Origin of the sequence: Legionella quinlivanii, assembly GCF_003265995.1 — a bacterium.
GTDB lineage: Bacteria > Pseudomonadota > Gammaproteobacteria > Legionellales > Legionellaceae > Legionella_C > Legionella_C quinlivanii_A.
In genome coordinates, this window is sequence record NZ_MVJN01000007.1 from 34,119 (window position 1) to 49,883 (window position 15,765).

The window sequence follows — 15,765 nt, forward strand, 5'->3', positions numbered from 1 at the left end:
GCGTGGAGTGAAGAGCATGCAAAAACCCATAAGAACGATGGTCAGTGCTGCTGTTGTGTCAATGATGGCTGTAAGTGCTGCTAATGCAGGGGCGTTTTCTCTGTATACTGAAAGTGCGGGATATGTAATTGGTAACTATGCTGCAGGAGCTGCTGCTGAAGCTGCGGATGCATCAACAGGCTGGTATAACCCTGCCGGATTGGCCTTGTTACATAATCAACAAATTGTAACTGGTGGAGTTGGCGTTTTCCCAAGCAGTAAATTATCTGGTACGTCTACTTTCAGATCGTTTTCAGGTCTTCCATTCCCCTCAAATCTCAACATTCAGACATTTAATGATGTACAGGGCGCGAATGATGCATTCGTACCTTCTTTCCATTATGCGCTGCCGCTTACTGATCGTGCTACTTTTGGTTTGAGCATTGTATCTCCTTTTGGTCTGTCTACCGAATGGGCTCGAAATGAGCCAATGCGCTACCAGGGAACATTCAGTGAATTGATTACCACCACTATTTCTCCTGAAATTGGGGGTATGATTACTGATAACTTCTCTCTGGGGGCCGGTATCGACCTGCAATATGCCCGAGTTAAGTTTAACAGCGTTCTGGGGGTTCCTACAGTAGCCTTCGCAATTACTCGAAATTCGTTCGCACTGGATTCTCCTTCCTATAATAAAGGCAATTCGACCGGTGTTGGATTCCATGCTGGTGCGATGTATATGTTTAATGACAATCATTCGCGAATTGGTTTGAACTATCAGTCCAAAATGAATCACACATTTCATGGCTACAGCCGTTTAAGCGGACCACTGGCTACTCCAGGACTTAATTTGACAAACCCACGCAGTGTTATCTTCGCTTGCAACACTTGCACATTTACAAGCCATAACTTGTCAAGTAACAACCTGGACTTCCCTGAAATTGTAACCCTGAGTGGATACCATGATGTGAATGACAAACTGGCGTTATTAGGCTCGGTTGTTTATACCGGATGGCATTCAATCAGAACGATTGAACTAAGAAACGTTGCTGCGTTTTCTCAGGGCATCGGTCAGGTAAAAGCGAATTCAATATCCAATGAGTACTATGATAATGCATGGCGTGCTGCTATTGGCGCGAACTACAAGTTCACTGACCAATGGATGCTGCGTGTAGGCGGTGGATACGACCAAACTCCAACTACTGATGCAAATCGTACTGTTCGTCTGCCTGATGCTGATCGCTGGGCGCTTTCAGTGGGCGGTCACTACCAATGGCGTTCTGACATTGGGTTTGATGCAGGCTGGACTCACTTGTTTGCTGCTGGCGATCCAACACTTAACAAGAATCAGACCACTTCAAGCTTTACTACCAATGTGAATGCCACTGCGAAAGTAAGAGCGGATCTGGTTGGGCTGCAAGCAACCTGGACAATGGACCAAGTAGCTCCTGTACCTACAAAATAATTGAGTTACACTCTAAAAAAGCCACCTCACAGGTGGCTTTTTTGTTGCAGGAAGTTACATAAGCTGAGCAGGTAGGGGACAGAAAAAAGCCTCTGTCATTTCCGCGCAGGTCTTGTCTTCCAATTAGCATTAAGTATTCCTCTACTCCAGATTAAGCGCCCGCGCTTACCAACTGGATTTTGCTCAAACTTCTTCCGCGGGCGAGGGGGCGTCAAAAAAAATTTCAGGCTAATTGAAAGGGCGTTGTTGCATAAATGAAACCAGGTACACAAAAAACGGCTTTGCGAGCGTTGCGAAGCATTTTCAGCCCTGGCTTTCCAGGAATTACTTCACTTCGCTCGCAAAGACGACAGTCTCACTCATCTCATCCTTTTCGCTAAATCTTTGGCAAAATAAGAAATGATCATATCGGCGCCAGCTCTTTTAATCGCAATCAGGCTTTCCAGCATTGCCTGTTCTTCATTGATCAATCCCTGGCTTGCTGCGAATTTAAGCATGGAATATTCTCCGCTTACCTGATAGGCACACAGGGGTACCGCGGGAATGGCCTGTTTTATCTTATAGATAATATCCAGATAATTCATTGCCGGTTTAACCATCAGCATGTCTGCACCTTCTGCCAAATCAAGCTCAGCTTCTCGCAGCGACTCTTTGCTGTTGGCTGGATCCATTTGATAGGATTTACGATCGCCGAATTGCGGAGCACCTTGAGCGGCTTCCCGAAATGGGCCATAAAAGCTGGAGCAATATTTTACCGCATAGCTCAATATCGCTTTATCCTGAAACCCGGCGGCGTCGAGTGCGTTTCTGATTGCCATCACCATACCATCCATCATCCCGCTCGGTGCTATCCAGTCAGCTCCCGCCTGCGCATGACTAACGGCCTGTTGCGCCAGAAGCTCAAGCGTCCGGTCATTATCGACAATGCTATCTCTCAGCACACCGCAATGGCCATGATCAGTGTATTCGCAGAAACACAGGTCAGTAATAATGAGCATTTCGGGATTAGTCTGGCGGATAATCTGTATGGCTTTTTGAATAATTCCCTCAGGCTGCCATGATGAACTGCCTCGCTCATCCTTATGAGCAGGCAAACCAAATAGCAATACCGCCGGAATACCCAAAGATGTGATCTCTTCAATTTCTTTGGCCAGCGCATTAAGCGGCAGTTGGTATTGACCGGGCATGCTGGGAATTTCACGCACCGCATTTAGTGTTTCACTGATAAATAAGGGATAAATAAACTGTTCAATGTTCAGTCGAGTTTCCCTTAAAAGTGCGCGGCTTGCCGGGGTTTGTCGCATACGTCTCAATCGCAACGGCAGATTATAAGCCATAGTCATTACTCCTTTTGATGAGTGTATAAAAGATCGATACCGCTTCCTGTAGTGCTTGCATCAACCTGTATACTGAAAAATTTGTTCAGCAGATATTTCAGGGTCAGCACATTGCTGTCTGCCTGGGAAAGACCAACGTTATAACTAAGATACAGCCGCTTGGAAATCGCTTTACCTACCACGAGCGAGGTTGTGTCATTGACCTGATTGGTTTGTTTATTATAAGTACTGTTATTGGCTAAATTAAAATCGACACCCAGTTTCTGTTTTAACTGATTCACCAGTTGCAGGCCATTGCTTCCTGAATCCAGATTCATAGAGGTGATTGCAGCCAAAAGCAATTGCCCGCCCGATTTATTAGCCTGATTGGCAGGGCGGCCAAGCAATAGCATCGACAAAATGTCCGCTTGCGAAAGTGTTGCAGGATTTGAAAATAATTTGACCTGCGGCGAGAGCAGCCGCCCGCTCACTTCAATGCCCACCGTAAGTTTATTGCCAAAATCGAGGGTTTGTATATTGCTGGGATTAAAATCAAATAATTGATCAGAACCCGCAAACGTTGCGGTAGTGTTGGAAAATTTTCTAACCGCTCTGATATTTAAGCCCGGGCTATCTATTAAGCCACCGGTAAATAGAAGTTCGCCCTGTTCAATAGTTAAATCCTGTCCATAAGCCTGATATTTACCATTAGTAATGGTTAACTCTCCACCGGCATTTAAAGGTCCATCCGGCAATTGCCTGAGGTTGATTGAACCCCGTAAAAATCCATTTAAGCCTTTGACGGCTAACTCGACTTCGTCCCCCATTTCGACATTGACATTCGCATCAATATGCAGGGGATTATCAGCCGGTTTTTTGTCTTTGAAAACCACATCGCTGCTTAAGGTGACGGTATTATTAAAAGACTGCGGCTTCAGTGAGGCTTTGGGAATGACGAGCCGCCCATTTAAGGCCAGTGAGGAGGGGGTAAATACAAATTTTAAATGGGGGGATAAATAAATGACATATTCCGCTGTGTTCATCACCAGCAGATTCTCGCCATCTAAAGACAACTGACCTTTAACCTCGGGGAAAAAATCGCCGTTACCTGCGATCTTAAGCGGCTTTTCACCGGCATAGAGGTTACCGGTTACCAGCCAGTGGTTATCCTGGCTCTTTAGTTTGATATCAACAGGGCTTAGGGTTAAACCATTTCGTTTAGCAACCAGGCTTCCATTTTTCAGATCAATGAGTCCACTTAAGTCCGGTTTGCCAATGCTTCCTTTGATATCCAGATTAGCCAAAAGCTGGCCGCTGGTTCTGGAAATTTCAGGGCTCATATTGGCAAGGAAATCCAGAGAGTTAATAACCAGACGAACGGAACCTTTGATCGCTTGCTGGTTGATATCCGTTTGGAGGAAATTAAATTCTGGCAAATCGATAGCAAGGCGAATCGATTTGTCCGAATCAATATTAAAGTTTCCGCTTGTTCTTAGCCCGCTTTTCGCCAGATTAGCTTCAAATTTCCCGCCTTTAAAGACAAGCAACTCCTTCTCGGGGATTTGGTAACTGCCCTGGGCAATCTCGACTAGCAGTTTGCCTTTATGTTCTGTCTCAAAGTTTCCCTTTGCAGTGATCCGGGTTTTTAAGCCAGCCAGTGAGGGATGTAATAGCACCGGTTCACTTAACGACGCATTCAGTTGCCAGGGTTTATTGGGAAGATGTTTTATGAGAATCTGATTATTTCCCAGATTAATTTGTGCTGATTGGGTTTGTTCCTGTGATTTAATGACAGCTTTTAACGCCTGCTGATAGTAGAGGGCATTGATTTGGCCGTTTAATAATAAATTCTCTAAATTTTCGCCAGAAAATTTCAGATTAGTCTGTAATTCTTTAAGAGGGGAATCGGGTAAAAAATGCTCGGAAAAACTGGCATTCAGTGATCCCTGTAATCCTGGTTTTCCATTCAGAGAATAGAGGGTTTGCAAATGCAGTTTGCCCTCTCGAGAATTAAAGTCCGTTGTACCGCTAATGTTGTCCTGATTTGCAATGGCATTAAGCGTCAATTGTCCCTTAAGCGGCTGCGTAAACTGCGCCTGCATTTGCAGGAGCAGATTGGAAAGCTTGCCTGTTATATGTAACTGGCCTTTAGAAATTTCCAGTTCAGGTTTTTCAAGAGGCCATTTTAACTCAGCCCATTGAAACAGGGCATTGACCTCTGAAAAATGCTCTATGGTTCCCTGTCCGCTCAATGAACCTGGCTGATTAAGATTTCCTCTCCAGCTATACAGAGATTGATCACCTGCAAACAGAAGCTCACCCTTGACAGCTTCTGGTGAAATAGAATTCAGACTCAAACGAGCCGCTGCCTGATAGGGAGGCTTGGTTTGCATCCAGGCTTGCAATCCAAGCTGCTGCTGTTGAAAACCTAAATGCAGCTCATCGAGTAGCCACAAGTCTTTTTTAAGCTGCACACGCAGTTTCAATCCATCTACTTGATGGATTTCATTGTTTAGTGAAACCATTAAGCGTTGAACTGTGAGTTTATTGATGAGCAGCTCCACAGGGAGCGAGGGTAAGCTAAAGTCCGCGTGTTCAGACGGCGGATTTTGGCAGTTCACTGGCTGGCTGCAAGGTACTTGCTTATAATCCAGCCCTTCAACTTGCATAGAGCGAATATTAATACGCCGATGCAGCACATCCTTAAGCCGCCAGTGCAATTGAAATCCTGTCAGATTAATCTCCTGGCTCTTATCGGTATAATGAAGCTTGTCAATATGAATACGTCCTGCGGCTTCGCCTTTTAAACCTTCAAACTCCAAGGTTCCAGGAGCAAAATGGCTTGCCGTTTTTACAAGAAGATATAATCCAGGAGTTGTGGTAAGCAGGAAAAGCAGAAGGCTGCTCAATATCACCAGGATCCAGAGAGTGCTATAAAACAGTTTTCTGAAAATTAGTCTGAACATCATAAATCCGGCCCCATATTGATTACCAGACGAGGCTTTTTATCCTTGCGATTAAAATGTCCGTCAATAGCCTGAGCCACTCCAATCTTAATCGGGCCAACCGGGGAAACCCACATCAAACCAATCCCCACATCGTTTTGCCAGTCTTTAGAGCTGGGTTTATACACATCCCCCGTATCAAAAAATCCGGTTAAATACCAATGTTCAAACGTTTCTTTCTGAATTTCCAGGCCACCGTAAGACATAATTTTACCGGGACCGATGGAATTATAGGTATAGGCTTTTAAATTATCCGCCCCCCCGAGCAGCATGGAGAGAGACAAGGGTAATTCGTTGATATCATCAATCAAAGTGACTCCCTGAATAGTATGAAAATAAAAGCGCGTACGCATTTTTTCAATGGTTACAGCGGCTTTGGCATCCAGAGAGGTCTGTGCAAAACTAATTTCTGACAAAGCCAGTTGACTGGCTCCCAGAACATTAACTGTCACATTATAACCTGTTGGCGAAAACAGCTGATCTTTTTTATTCATCCAGCTCAGGCTTGCCTTAGGATAGAGAATCAATTTTTCAAACTTGGGGGTGTCATCATAGCTGTAGCGCTCATAAAGACCATTAAGAGACAAAACTCTCTGGAAATGGCTAAGTGTATGCCTTTGGGCTAAAGATACCTGAGCGGAATTACTATAGCCTGCACTGTAATTGAGATTGGCGACACTGCCAAAAATGTCGTATTCATCAATGAGCGGTTTCTGACCGGGAATAATGTACTGCGCCTGCAGGCGGTTCTCATTGACTGAACCCATTGCAATCGCATTGAATTTATGGCCGGATGAATTGACTGGAGTGACATGATAGCCCAGGCGTCCGCGAACACCCGTATCGGTACCAAAGCCAAGCCCCACTGAATAATTGACTCGCGGAGCTGGCTGAAGATGAACATTGACAGGAATCACTTGTCCATTTTCATTTAAAACGGGTTTGACGATCACATTGCTAAAGTAGCCGCTTCCGGACAGTGCGTTATTTAAAGCGAGTATTTGCTCTGTTGAATAAGATTGTCCTTGGCTGAAAGGAATATATCGACGCAATACTTCTGGAGAAATATAGCTTGGACTGAATTGGACCTGGCCAAAATAGTATTGCGGCCCGGTATTAAAAATCAATTGAATATCCGCAGTATTCTGTTCATTGTCTACCAGCACTTCTGCTTTATCAAAGGAGGCATGCAAATAACCCTGATTCTCGGCGGCGTTCATCAGAGCTTGTTTGGCTTTTTCATAGTTTTCACTGATAAATGGTTTGCCCGTTTCAAGCCCCAGTTTTTTCAGACTGCGATTTATCAGGTAATTATTATTTCCTTCACCGATGACACTAATGGAAACCCTGGAAATTAACAAGCGCGGCCCAGGGTTTACTTTGATTTGCAAATTATTTTTTCTGCGCGTAATCGAAATCTGAGGACTGAAATAGCCGTAAGGAGAAACCGCCTGAGCAATTTGAGTAGTTAATTCCTCATCAGTTAGAAATTCAAGTGACTTATTTTCCGAAATTTCCTGCAGTCGTGATTGAATATTGGCCAATACTTTACCTTTAACACCTGAAATCACAAAGTGCCCGGCATTTTCTGCTGCCATCAAAAGCGGCAGCGACAGGAAAAGTAGTAGAAGCCTTTTATTCATAATGGAACTGTTTCATGGATTAACCCTTTCCTCTGAGGAGAGAGTATGATCATCTTTTAATTGATAAATCAGCTCCAAAGCCTGTTTCGCGGTCAGATTATCCGGTTCAATTCGCGATAGCCTGTTTAAAATGGAATGCACATATTCAGGCATTGGCGCTGGTTTACTGATTTCTGTGAACACCGATGGAGGTGTTGCCTGCTGAATTTCATGCAAATGCATTTTAGCGAGTTCCAGCACTTCAACAGGTAGTCCCGCCAACTGAGCAACCTCCAATCCATAACTTCGATCGGTACAACCATCCTCAATGTGATAGAGGAACACAATTTTTCCTTCGATTAGTTTTACCTGCAAATGCTTATTAATAATACAGGGGTATTGATCAGGCAGGCTGGTTAATTCAAAATAGTGAGTCGAGAAAAGGGTAAAAGCCTTAATAGTATGGGCCAAATGAACACAAACGGCATAAGCAAGCGCCATTCCGTCATAAGTACTGGTGCCGCGGCCAATTTCATCAATCAGAACCAGGCTGTTCGCTGTTGCCTGTCTCAGAATATGGGCAGTCTCCGTCATCTCGACCATGAAAGTTGAGCGTCCTGAAGCCAAGTCATCACTGGCACCAATTCGAGTAAAAATTTTATCAATCAGGCTTAAATGAACTCGAGCTGCCGGTACATAGCTCCCAATATGGGCGAGTAGTACAATTAAGGCAGTTTGCCTCATATAAGTGGATTTGCCTCCCATGTTCGGGCCGGTAATCAGCAGCATATTCTTTTGCGGCTCAAGGGTCAGATCATTGGCGATAAATTGCTCCTGGCGGATGAGTTCAATCACTGGATGACGTCCGGCAACAATGTGAATGCCTTGTTGATCGATAAACCCAGGGCAAGTCCAGTTATAGAGGCTGGCTCTATCTGCGAGATTAACCAGAACATCCAACTGACTAATCGCATCTGCGAACTGGCTTAAGGGTTTAATGTGATCGAGCAGGAGTGCCAGAAGATTCTCATACAGCCATTTTTCCCTGGCCAAGGCTTTAACCTGCGCGGAGAGTACTTTTTCTTCAAAGGTTTTCAACTCAGGGGTGATATAGCGCTCTACTCCTTTTAGAGTTTGCTTTCTTTGATAGTAATCCGGGGCTTTATCCGATTGATTTCTGGACAATTCAATATAATATCCCTGGACTCGATTATAGCCGAATTTCAATGTGGATAAGCCGGTTCGCTGTTTTTCCGCCAACTCAAACTCGTTTAACTTTCCATTTGCGTTCTCGCTCAAAGCCCTTAATTCATCAAGCTCATCATCAAATCCAGGGGCAATCACCCCGCCGTCTCGAATCAGCATGGGGGGATTATCAATAATGGCCTGCATTAACAGGTTCAACAGTTCAGCTTGCGGCGCCAATCCCTGGGTAATCTGCTGAAGCAGGGTAGAGGTATTATTTTGTAAATTGCGGACAAATTCAGGTAGAAGGCTCAGGCTTTGTCTCAGGTGGACTAAATCGCGAGGTCTGGCCGAGCCCAGGGCTATTCGAGATACAATACGCTCTACATCGCAAATTTGCTTAAGTAGTGACTGAAGCGAGGTAATCTGCTGTTTTTCGCTTAATTCACGGATACTGTCCTGTCTTTGGGTAATTGTAGAGAGATTTCTTAAAGGTCGACCCAGCCATCTTTTCAGAAGACGGCTTCCCATCGGATTAACTGTGTGATCCAGCACGGCCAATAAACTGTTCTCCCGGCCTCCCTGATAATTTTCAAAAAGCTCCAGATGTTTTTGGGTCGCAGCATCCACATGTAAATAATCTTCATTATTTTCCAGAGTGATTTGTTTTAAATGAGGCAGTGCCTGACGTTGAGTTGTTTTGAGATAACTCAAGAGGCAACCGGCTGCAACCAAAGCCAATTGGTAATTTTTTTCGCCAAAAGCATGAAGACTGGCGACTTCAAACTGTTCAGCAAAGAGCTCTTTAGCTTTATTTAAATCAAAGTCCCAGTGCGGTCGTGGTTTAACGCAGCAATGAGCGGGCAATGAAAGCGAAGTAGATTCCTGTAGCAAATGTTCAGCGGCTTGCAGGCGGCTAACCGCAGCATACAGCTGCTCTTCATCCTCTGCTTCCAGCAAATGAAAGCGTCCGCCGCTTAGGTCAACCCAGGCAAGCCCATAGCGTTTTGCCTTTTCATAAATAGCCAGGAGCAGATTGTCGGATTTGGCATCCAGCAGTGCTTCATCGGTTAGAGTGCCTGGCGTAATGATCCGCGTTACCTGACGTTCAACTGGACCTTTGCTTGTTGCCGGATCGCCAGTCTGTTCGCAAATGGCAACCGATTCGCCTTTCTTCACCAGACGTGCCAGATAATTTTCTACAGCATGATAGGGTACGCCGGCCATTGGAATTGGCTTATCCGCCGATTGCCCGCGATGGGTCAGAGTAAGATCGAGCAACTGGGCCGCTCGTCTGGCGTCATCAAAAAATAATTCGTAAAAATCACCCATGCGGTAGAACAACAGCATGTCAGGATAATCAGCTTTAATGCGTAAATACTGCTGCATCATTGGAGTGTGTGTTACAGACATGAGCAAAATTCAACAGAAATAAAACTCCCGATTTTAGCAAACTGGCAGAGCCAAGTCAGTAATTTAAGTGCATAAACAAAAGTTAAGCCCGTTATCTTTTCACCAAGCTTAAGCAGGAGGCCAGAAATATGCATCACCGCTGCTGTGAACAGCACCGGTAAATCATTGCAAAAATTAGTCAAATTATCCAAAAATTAAATAAACTGATATACTATTAAGAATGCTATTCACGGAGGAAAAAATAGCATGAAAACCATTAAGGACTATGATCAATTTAAAAATATTCTGCCTTATTCCAGTGAAATGTTTGGCGTGTATCAGCCGTTGCTGGGGTGGAAATCCAAACGACAGTTAAAACGAATTGAACAGGATATTCAAAAGCAAAATTCTTTTCTTGTTCAGCAGTTAATTAAGCATTTTTCTAACCAGACAATGATTAGAGATTACAGCTTGAGAAGTTGTGAACTCAGTGACATAGCTATTGATTTAGGCGATTTTTCAACGTCCGGTCAACTCGCTGTGCAATCATCTGGAATTCTGCAGGAAATTAAAAAAATACTTCAAAAAAAACCGGCGAAAACCGAAGATGAGTGGCAGGATTTTATTAATAATTATGATTTGAAAAAAATCCTGCATGATACAGTTTATCCTGCTTATAAAGAAGTATTCAGGCAGCAATGCCAGCAATATAGCGAAAGCAGATCGCTTCGCGGTGAGAATACTGAATCAATGTTCGAACGGGTTAACTTGCTCAAACAGGATTTATACAATAATTTACTCAATACCATGCAAAATGAATCGGCAATTGCCCGGGTGATTACCGAGCTGGCAAGTAACCGGGCCATTAAGCCGCTTAACCAGATCTTTTACACAGACATTCATTATAACAGTAAGACTGCTTTCTGGAATTTGGTTAAAAATTTTACGGATGATTATAAGGACCCTTATTTGACATTCGATCCAAAAAAAGATGTCGATAATGTTAGCCTTTCGCCACTGGGGATTGTCCACTTATTCAGACAGTATTTTTTTGAATTTGATACCTTTCTCGGAAGTCCAACAGGTCACGTCTGGCTTGCACCAGGATCAACTGTTGAACTGATTGAAATCAGTACGCGAAAAACCATCACCGAAAAATACTATGAAACTGGTTATGAATCCATTACCAAAACAGAAAAATCAACAACTGAACAAGATGAAATCAGCACCGCCGTAAAAGAAGATAATAAGAGTGACTTGAAACTAGGATTCACCACTACAGTGAATCAATCCTGGGGCACAGGAAATGCATCGGCTACTGCCAGTTTAAATATGGACAGAACACAGCAGACTGCACGAGAAAATACTCATAAAAAAATGCGTGAACAAACGCAGAAACTATCGTCAGAGATCCGCGAAAACTTTAAGTCAACGTTCAAAACTATTACTGAAGAATCCAGCACATCCAGTAAACGCTATGTATTAGCCAATAATACTCCTGATTTAATTAACTATGAACTGCGCCGTAAAATGCGCCAGGTGGGGGTTCAGGTGCAGGATATAGGCAGTTTTCTGTGCTGGGAAACTTTCGTGGATGAGCCAGGAGAAGCCTTGGGATTAGCTAATCTGGTTCATATTGCCAAGCCTGCTGATTTAATTCCAAAACCAGTGATTTCAGAAACCATGCCGCCACCGGATAGCTCGGTTAATTTTACGGTACCAGCGGTCTGGGATTTTGGCGACAACCGGAAGTGGAATGTGCCGGGATTGGGGTTTGTTCCCTTAACCACTTTTCAGGTGCCTCCACCTCCAGATGGCTTTGAGTTGTTAAAAGCAAACTATCCGGATGGTTATATTAATATCAAATACATTTCCCATAGCGGTGAGGATTCGGAAAATCAAATTTATGCCTTTCATGGGAAATTTACGCCTGATTTTTCACAAATCGAAATTGGTGTGATTACCGCTCCGGGGGGATTAGAGTGGGATGAGCGCATTGATTTTGTTGTAGGAGGTACCCTGCACTATACCGTGGCTGCCGCAAAGCTTGCTGAAATTAAGGCAGGAAACGATGCTAAGAAGGCAGCAGTTACCCAAATCGAACAACAAAATGCTGAGGCGACCCGCCAGGCGTTTTTGAATGCCGCCAAAGAACGTATTGAGATGGCCAGCAATATCCAAAAGCGAAAATATGAGGAATTAAGAGAAGAGGAACGCATTATTGTGTATCGCCGATTGATTCGTTCGCTGATGACGAATATGCATTATAAAGTGGATACTGAGCCGCGCACCTTGCATGTGTTGTCGGAGTTAATTAACTCTATTTTTGATGTCAATAAAATGCTGTATTTTGTAGCACCGGAATGGTGGAAACCACGGAAGAAATCCAGCCAGTTTTTAGGCGTAGGAGATTTTCAGAGCATTAATGCCGATGCGGTGAACTGGTCAGATAATGTACCTCGGGAGGATAATTACTTAATCACCGATAAAAGCCAGCCGGCACCTATGGGCAGTTCATTGGGCTGGCTTTTGCAGCTCGATGGCGACAATATGCGCAATGCTTTTCTGAATGCGCCCTGGGTTAAGGCTGTTATCCCGATTCGGCCTGGAAAGGAGAGGGCAGCAATTAATTGGTTAAAAAATGTAAATGTTGAGGGCTCGGAGGGGCTGGATGCCTCCTATATGGCTCCACAGTCGGAACTGGATGAGATAAAAACGAAGCTCTTAGCCCTCGATCCCACTGATGAGGTCGCTGGTCACGCCCAGGTAAGCATCAATGACGCCATTCGTTTTCTATGTACTCAGGTTTCGCAAAAGCATGCTGAATCCAATAAGACTGATCATTATCCTAAAGGCGCTGAAATTCATGATGATGACAAGGTATCCGCTACCCCAATTGACAAGGTGTATGAGTATGGGTTTTATCCCCTCCAGGGTAGTTTTCGCTATGATCCAGCTGATCCTGATCCTAATAATCCGGATAAAAATTTCCAGGTTTTCGATCAATGGGTGGAAATTTTACCCACCGATCAGGTCGTTCCAGTAAAGGTAACCTATAATCCTTTAACTGGAAGACAGGAGCCGCCGGTTTGAGGATAAAGCAATGAATGGAGTTACCAGGCCGGCAACCCGGCAAATGGATAATTATGGCTCTGATGTACAGGACGCATTCAAAAAAGCTGAAGATCAGTTTTTTGCTTCTGGAAAGCCTTACCGGAAGGATGAGGTGATTAATCTGATTTCCAATACCGGGTACTTTAAAGTGGATATTTATGAATATACGCCTGTGGATATTCATTATGTGGTGTTCTTTTTTAACAAGAAAAATTATGAGGCAACCGGAAAAGCAGAAGTGTTTGAGTGTCATGGAACGATTGCCCGCAGTTATATTGAGTGGCACCGAAATCTTCCCAATATCAGTAATTTTCCCATTGATAATGACCGGCGCATGAAAACCGATGCCGACTCTGTTATCTCAATTCAAAGTGAGTCCGCTCTGGTTTGGGACAGTCGTACCAATGGTGTAACTCAGAGAAAATACGCATCCCATATTCCCGGAAACGAAAATCGGCTGGTCGCTTTTACAGAAGAATATGCAATTTCCAATAATGATATTCTTTTCAAAAACTGGAAGGCAGCGACTTTGCAATCCATTTCTTCTCGAAGTGTGGGCAGGCCCTCGCAGATTCTTCTTCATGAAACAGCCGGCATGGAAATGGACAGTACTGCGGTCTTCAATGTGCCCGCTCATTTTTGCGTGGCCAATGTCAAGGACAATAAAGGAACGATTTATCAGATGGCGGATATTGCCGCCAATGTACCGCATGGGGAAATCACCAATAGCCGAGCCATTGGAATTGAGTTTGTGAATGCGCCGTTTGATATCTGGAAGCAAGTGAAAGACCCCGTTACCGGACAGGCAAGAGACGAGTTGCCAAGAACGCGTTCCAATTTTGGTCTGAAGGACAGTGTAAAAGGCATCTACGTTGAGAGTAATAAAATCCCTATTCGTGATCCGGTGATTAGTAAGAATGTGCAATTCATTCCGCTTGAGTTTTCAGATTCAACGGCCAGTGAATTTTTCGAGTTAAAAATTCCTGAGGCCAGTTTAATTAATAAAAGCGCTTTGCAAACGCATCAGATTAATGGACGAAACATTCTTACTGTTAATGATGGTATGGCGTCAATTAAATATTGCAAGCCTGTTAAATTTGAAAATCTGCGGCATTTAATTATTTTACTGAGTGATAACAGCCTGATTAAAGACGCTTTGCCTGAAGATTTGGGGATATGGAAATCCATTCATGCCGCGAATGGCAAGCTGTTTTATTTTTATCAGCGCATGTTTTCCGAGGCCACTACAACTTCTGTTGTCGCCGGAAAAACAATAAAAAAAATTACCATGAATTTTCCAATTAACCTGACAAATCCGGCGATTTTTTCCCACGGGCATATTGGACATCATGCGGATGGATTTTTGCAGGGAATTTATCTTTATTTAAGAATGTTTGAAAGCTTAAATGCTCAGCGAAGCTTACAGGCCATGATTTATTTTCTAACCTCCGAAAAGACGGATGCAGAAAAAAATCCTCTTGAGTTGACGGAAGTAATGACAGTGACTCGTACATCCGAGCTGGTGAGTGGAAGTGAGCGTAATATTGAAGTTAAATTTACTCCTGCGGCAAGTCCGACAACCATTCGCATCACCAATTTTCTTGAAATCGATCTCCAGGGGATGGATAGAAAATATCCAGTTAATAATTCCAATTAATCAATAGATTGATGATTTCAGGTTTTTGGTCTAAAGTTAACAGGGAATTGAGTTAACTCCTTCACTTAAGATAAATTTTTGTTAAACTAGGTTCTGTGGACAAATTTTATTGTGAGCGAAAATGCGGATAATTGAGTGCTAATATGTTTTTGAATGAGGCGAATAGCGAGTCCTATTTAACGAATTCAAAGACATATTGGCACCAGTTAGCAGCATTTGCAGCCACAACTAAAATTGGTTCACAGAGCCTAGAGGTGGGATTGACTTTGAATTTAAACCAGGGAGAATAAAATGAGAAGAATGGTTCTGTTAGTTTTAGCAGCTTGTACTGCGTTAGTGTTATCTGCTTGCGGTGACAACGCTGAGAAAAAGGTAGAGTCTACTACTACTGTTGAGCAACAAGGCACTGATCAAAACAATGATGGTAAAGCAGATCAAGGTTCTGCAACCACTACAACGACTACTGAAACAACTAAAACTAACGACAATTAATAATTTCAAAGCCCCTGAAAAGGGGCTTTTTTTATTTGTGACCTATGGAAGCACTACTCTATCAATTAAAAGAATTATTTTTAGCAAAAGGCCATTGTATTGCCACTGCAGAGTCCTGCACTGGAGGCCTGGTCGCTAGCGAGCTCACGGAAATTCCAGGCAGTTCGCAGTGGTTTGAGCGCGGTTTTGTTTGCTACAGTAATCTTTCCAAGCAAGAGATGCTGGGTGTTGATGCCCTGCTTATTGAGCAATATGGGGCTGTTAGTCAACAGGTTGCCGAAGCCATGGCGCTGGGCGCTTTGCAGCATAGCAAGGCAAGCATTTCGCTTTCAATTACCGGTATTGCCGGACCCGAGGGAGGAAGTATTGAAAAACCTGTTGGTACAGTCTGGTTTGGATATGCATCCCGAACCCGGAATATTGTGCGTACCGAACATTGTCATTTCAGCAACTGTTCCCGGCGTCAGATACGGACGCGCGCCTGCAGAAAAGCCCTGGCAGGAATTCTGACATTGCTTTCTACTCAATAAAGTGTCTT

9 protein-coding genes are annotated in these 15,765 nt (G+C 43.7%); 5 read left to right on the forward strand and 4 right to left on the reverse strand.

Features of this window, described 5'->3' with window-relative positions:
* The first annotated feature begins 7 nt into the window (after positions 1 to 7).
* Positions 8 to 1,444, forward strand: a complete 1,437-nt coding sequence (locus B1207_RS09915) for an OmpP1/FadL family transporter (RefSeq protein WP_172458264.1) — start codon at positions 8 to 10, stop codon at positions 1,442 to 1,444.
* Between the two features lie 359 nt (positions 1,445 to 1,803).
* On the opposite strand, the gene hemB is transcribed toward B1207_RS09915, so the two are convergent.
* The 4 genes from hemB to mutS are packed head-to-tail and all read right to left on the reverse strand — an operon-like array spanning position 1,804 to position 9,985.
* Positions 1,804 to 2,781 carry a porphobilinogen synthase gene (hemB, locus tag B1207_RS09920; RefSeq protein WP_437178501.1) on the reverse strand — a complete coding sequence of 326 codons (978 nt, stop codon included), beginning with the start codon at positions 2,779 to 2,781 and terminating at the stop codon, positions 1,804 to 1,806.
* A 5-nt stretch (positions 2,782 to 2,786) separates the two neighbouring features.
* Positions 2,787 to 5,729 carry a translocation/assembly module TamB domain-containing protein gene (locus B1207_RS09925; RefSeq protein ID WP_112219831.1) on the reverse strand — a complete coding sequence of 981 codons (2,943 nt, stop codon included), beginning with the start codon at positions 5,727 to 5,729 and terminating at the stop codon, positions 2,787 to 2,789.
* A complete protein-coding gene (locus B1207_RS09930) occupies positions 5,726 to 7,408 on the reverse strand; it encodes an autotransporter assembly complex protein TamA (protein WP_112219832.1) in 1,683 nt (560 codons plus the stop codon). The genes B1207_RS09925 and B1207_RS09930 overlap by 4 nt, the downstream gene beginning before the upstream one ends.
* A gap of 12 nt (positions 7,409 to 7,420) precedes the next feature.
* Entirely contained in the window at positions 7,421 to 9,985 is a 2,565-nt protein-coding gene (mutS, locus tag B1207_RS09935; protein ID WP_112219833.1) for a DNA mismatch repair protein MutS, read from the reverse strand.
* A gap of 246 nt (positions 9,986 to 10,231) precedes the next feature.
* Between mutS and B1207_RS09940 the strand changes: the two genes are divergently transcribed.
* The 4 genes from B1207_RS09940 to B1207_RS09955 all read left to right on the forward strand — a co-directional run bounded on the left by B1207_RS09940 (position 10,232) and on the right by B1207_RS09955 (position 15,757).
* Positions 10,232 to 13,057 carry a peptidoglycan-binding protein gene (locus B1207_RS09940; RefSeq protein WP_112219834.1) on the forward strand — a complete coding sequence of 942 codons (2,826 nt, stop codon included), beginning with the start codon at positions 10,232 to 10,234 and terminating at the stop codon, positions 13,055 to 13,057.
* A 10-nt stretch (positions 13,058 to 13,067) separates the two neighbouring features.
* Entirely contained in the window at positions 13,068 to 14,735 is a 1,668-nt protein-coding gene (locus tag B1207_RS09945; protein WP_112219835.1) for an N-acetylmuramoyl-L-alanine amidase, read from the forward strand.
* Positions 14,736 to 15,026: 291 nt separating this feature from the next.
* Positions 15,027 to 15,227: a hypothetical protein gene (locus B1207_RS09950; protein ID WP_112219836.1), complete on the forward strand. Its 201-nt coding sequence runs from the start codon at positions 15,027 to 15,029 to the stop codon at positions 15,225 to 15,227.
* Positions 15,228 to 15,271: 44 nt separating this feature from the next.
* Positions 15,272 to 15,757 (forward strand): CinA family protein, encoded by a 486-nt coding sequence (locus B1207_RS09955; RefSeq protein ID WP_112219837.1) that lies wholly within the window; start codon positions 15,272 to 15,274, stop codon positions 15,755 to 15,757.
* Positions 15,758 to 15,765: the final 8 nt, after the last annotated feature.

Excerpts from the sequence above, each read along its gene's own strand:
- hemB (WP_437178501.1), bottom strand. The coding sequence starts at position 2,781 with ATGGCTTATAATCTGCCGTTGCGATTGAGACGTATGCGACAAACCCCG.
- B1207_RS09925 (WP_112219831.1), bottom strand. The coding sequence starts at position 5,729 with ATGATGTTCAGACTAATTTTCAGAAAACTGTTTTATAGCACTCTCTGG.
- B1207_RS09930 (WP_112219832.1), bottom strand. The coding sequence starts at position 7,408 with ATGAATAAAAGGCTTCTACTACTTTTCCTGTCGCTGCCGCTTTTGATG.
- mutS (WP_112219833.1), bottom strand. The coding sequence starts at position 9,985 with ATGTCTGTAACACACACTCCAATGATGCAGCAGTATTTACGCATTAAA.
- B1207_RS09940 (WP_112219834.1), top strand. The coding sequence starts at position 10,232 with ATGAAAACCATTAAGGACTATGATCAATTTAAAAATATTCTGCCTTAT.
- B1207_RS09945 (WP_112219835.1), top strand. The coding sequence starts at position 13,068 with ATGAATGGAGTTACCAGGCCGGCAACCCGGCAAATGGATAATTATGGC.
- B1207_RS09950 (WP_112219836.1), top strand. The coding sequence starts at position 15,027 with ATGAGAAGAATGGTTCTGTTAGTTTTAGCAGCTTGTACTGCGTTAGTG.
- B1207_RS09955 (WP_112219837.1), top strand. The coding sequence starts at position 15,272 with ATGGAAGCACTACTCTATCAATTAAAAGAATTATTTTTAGCAAAAGGC.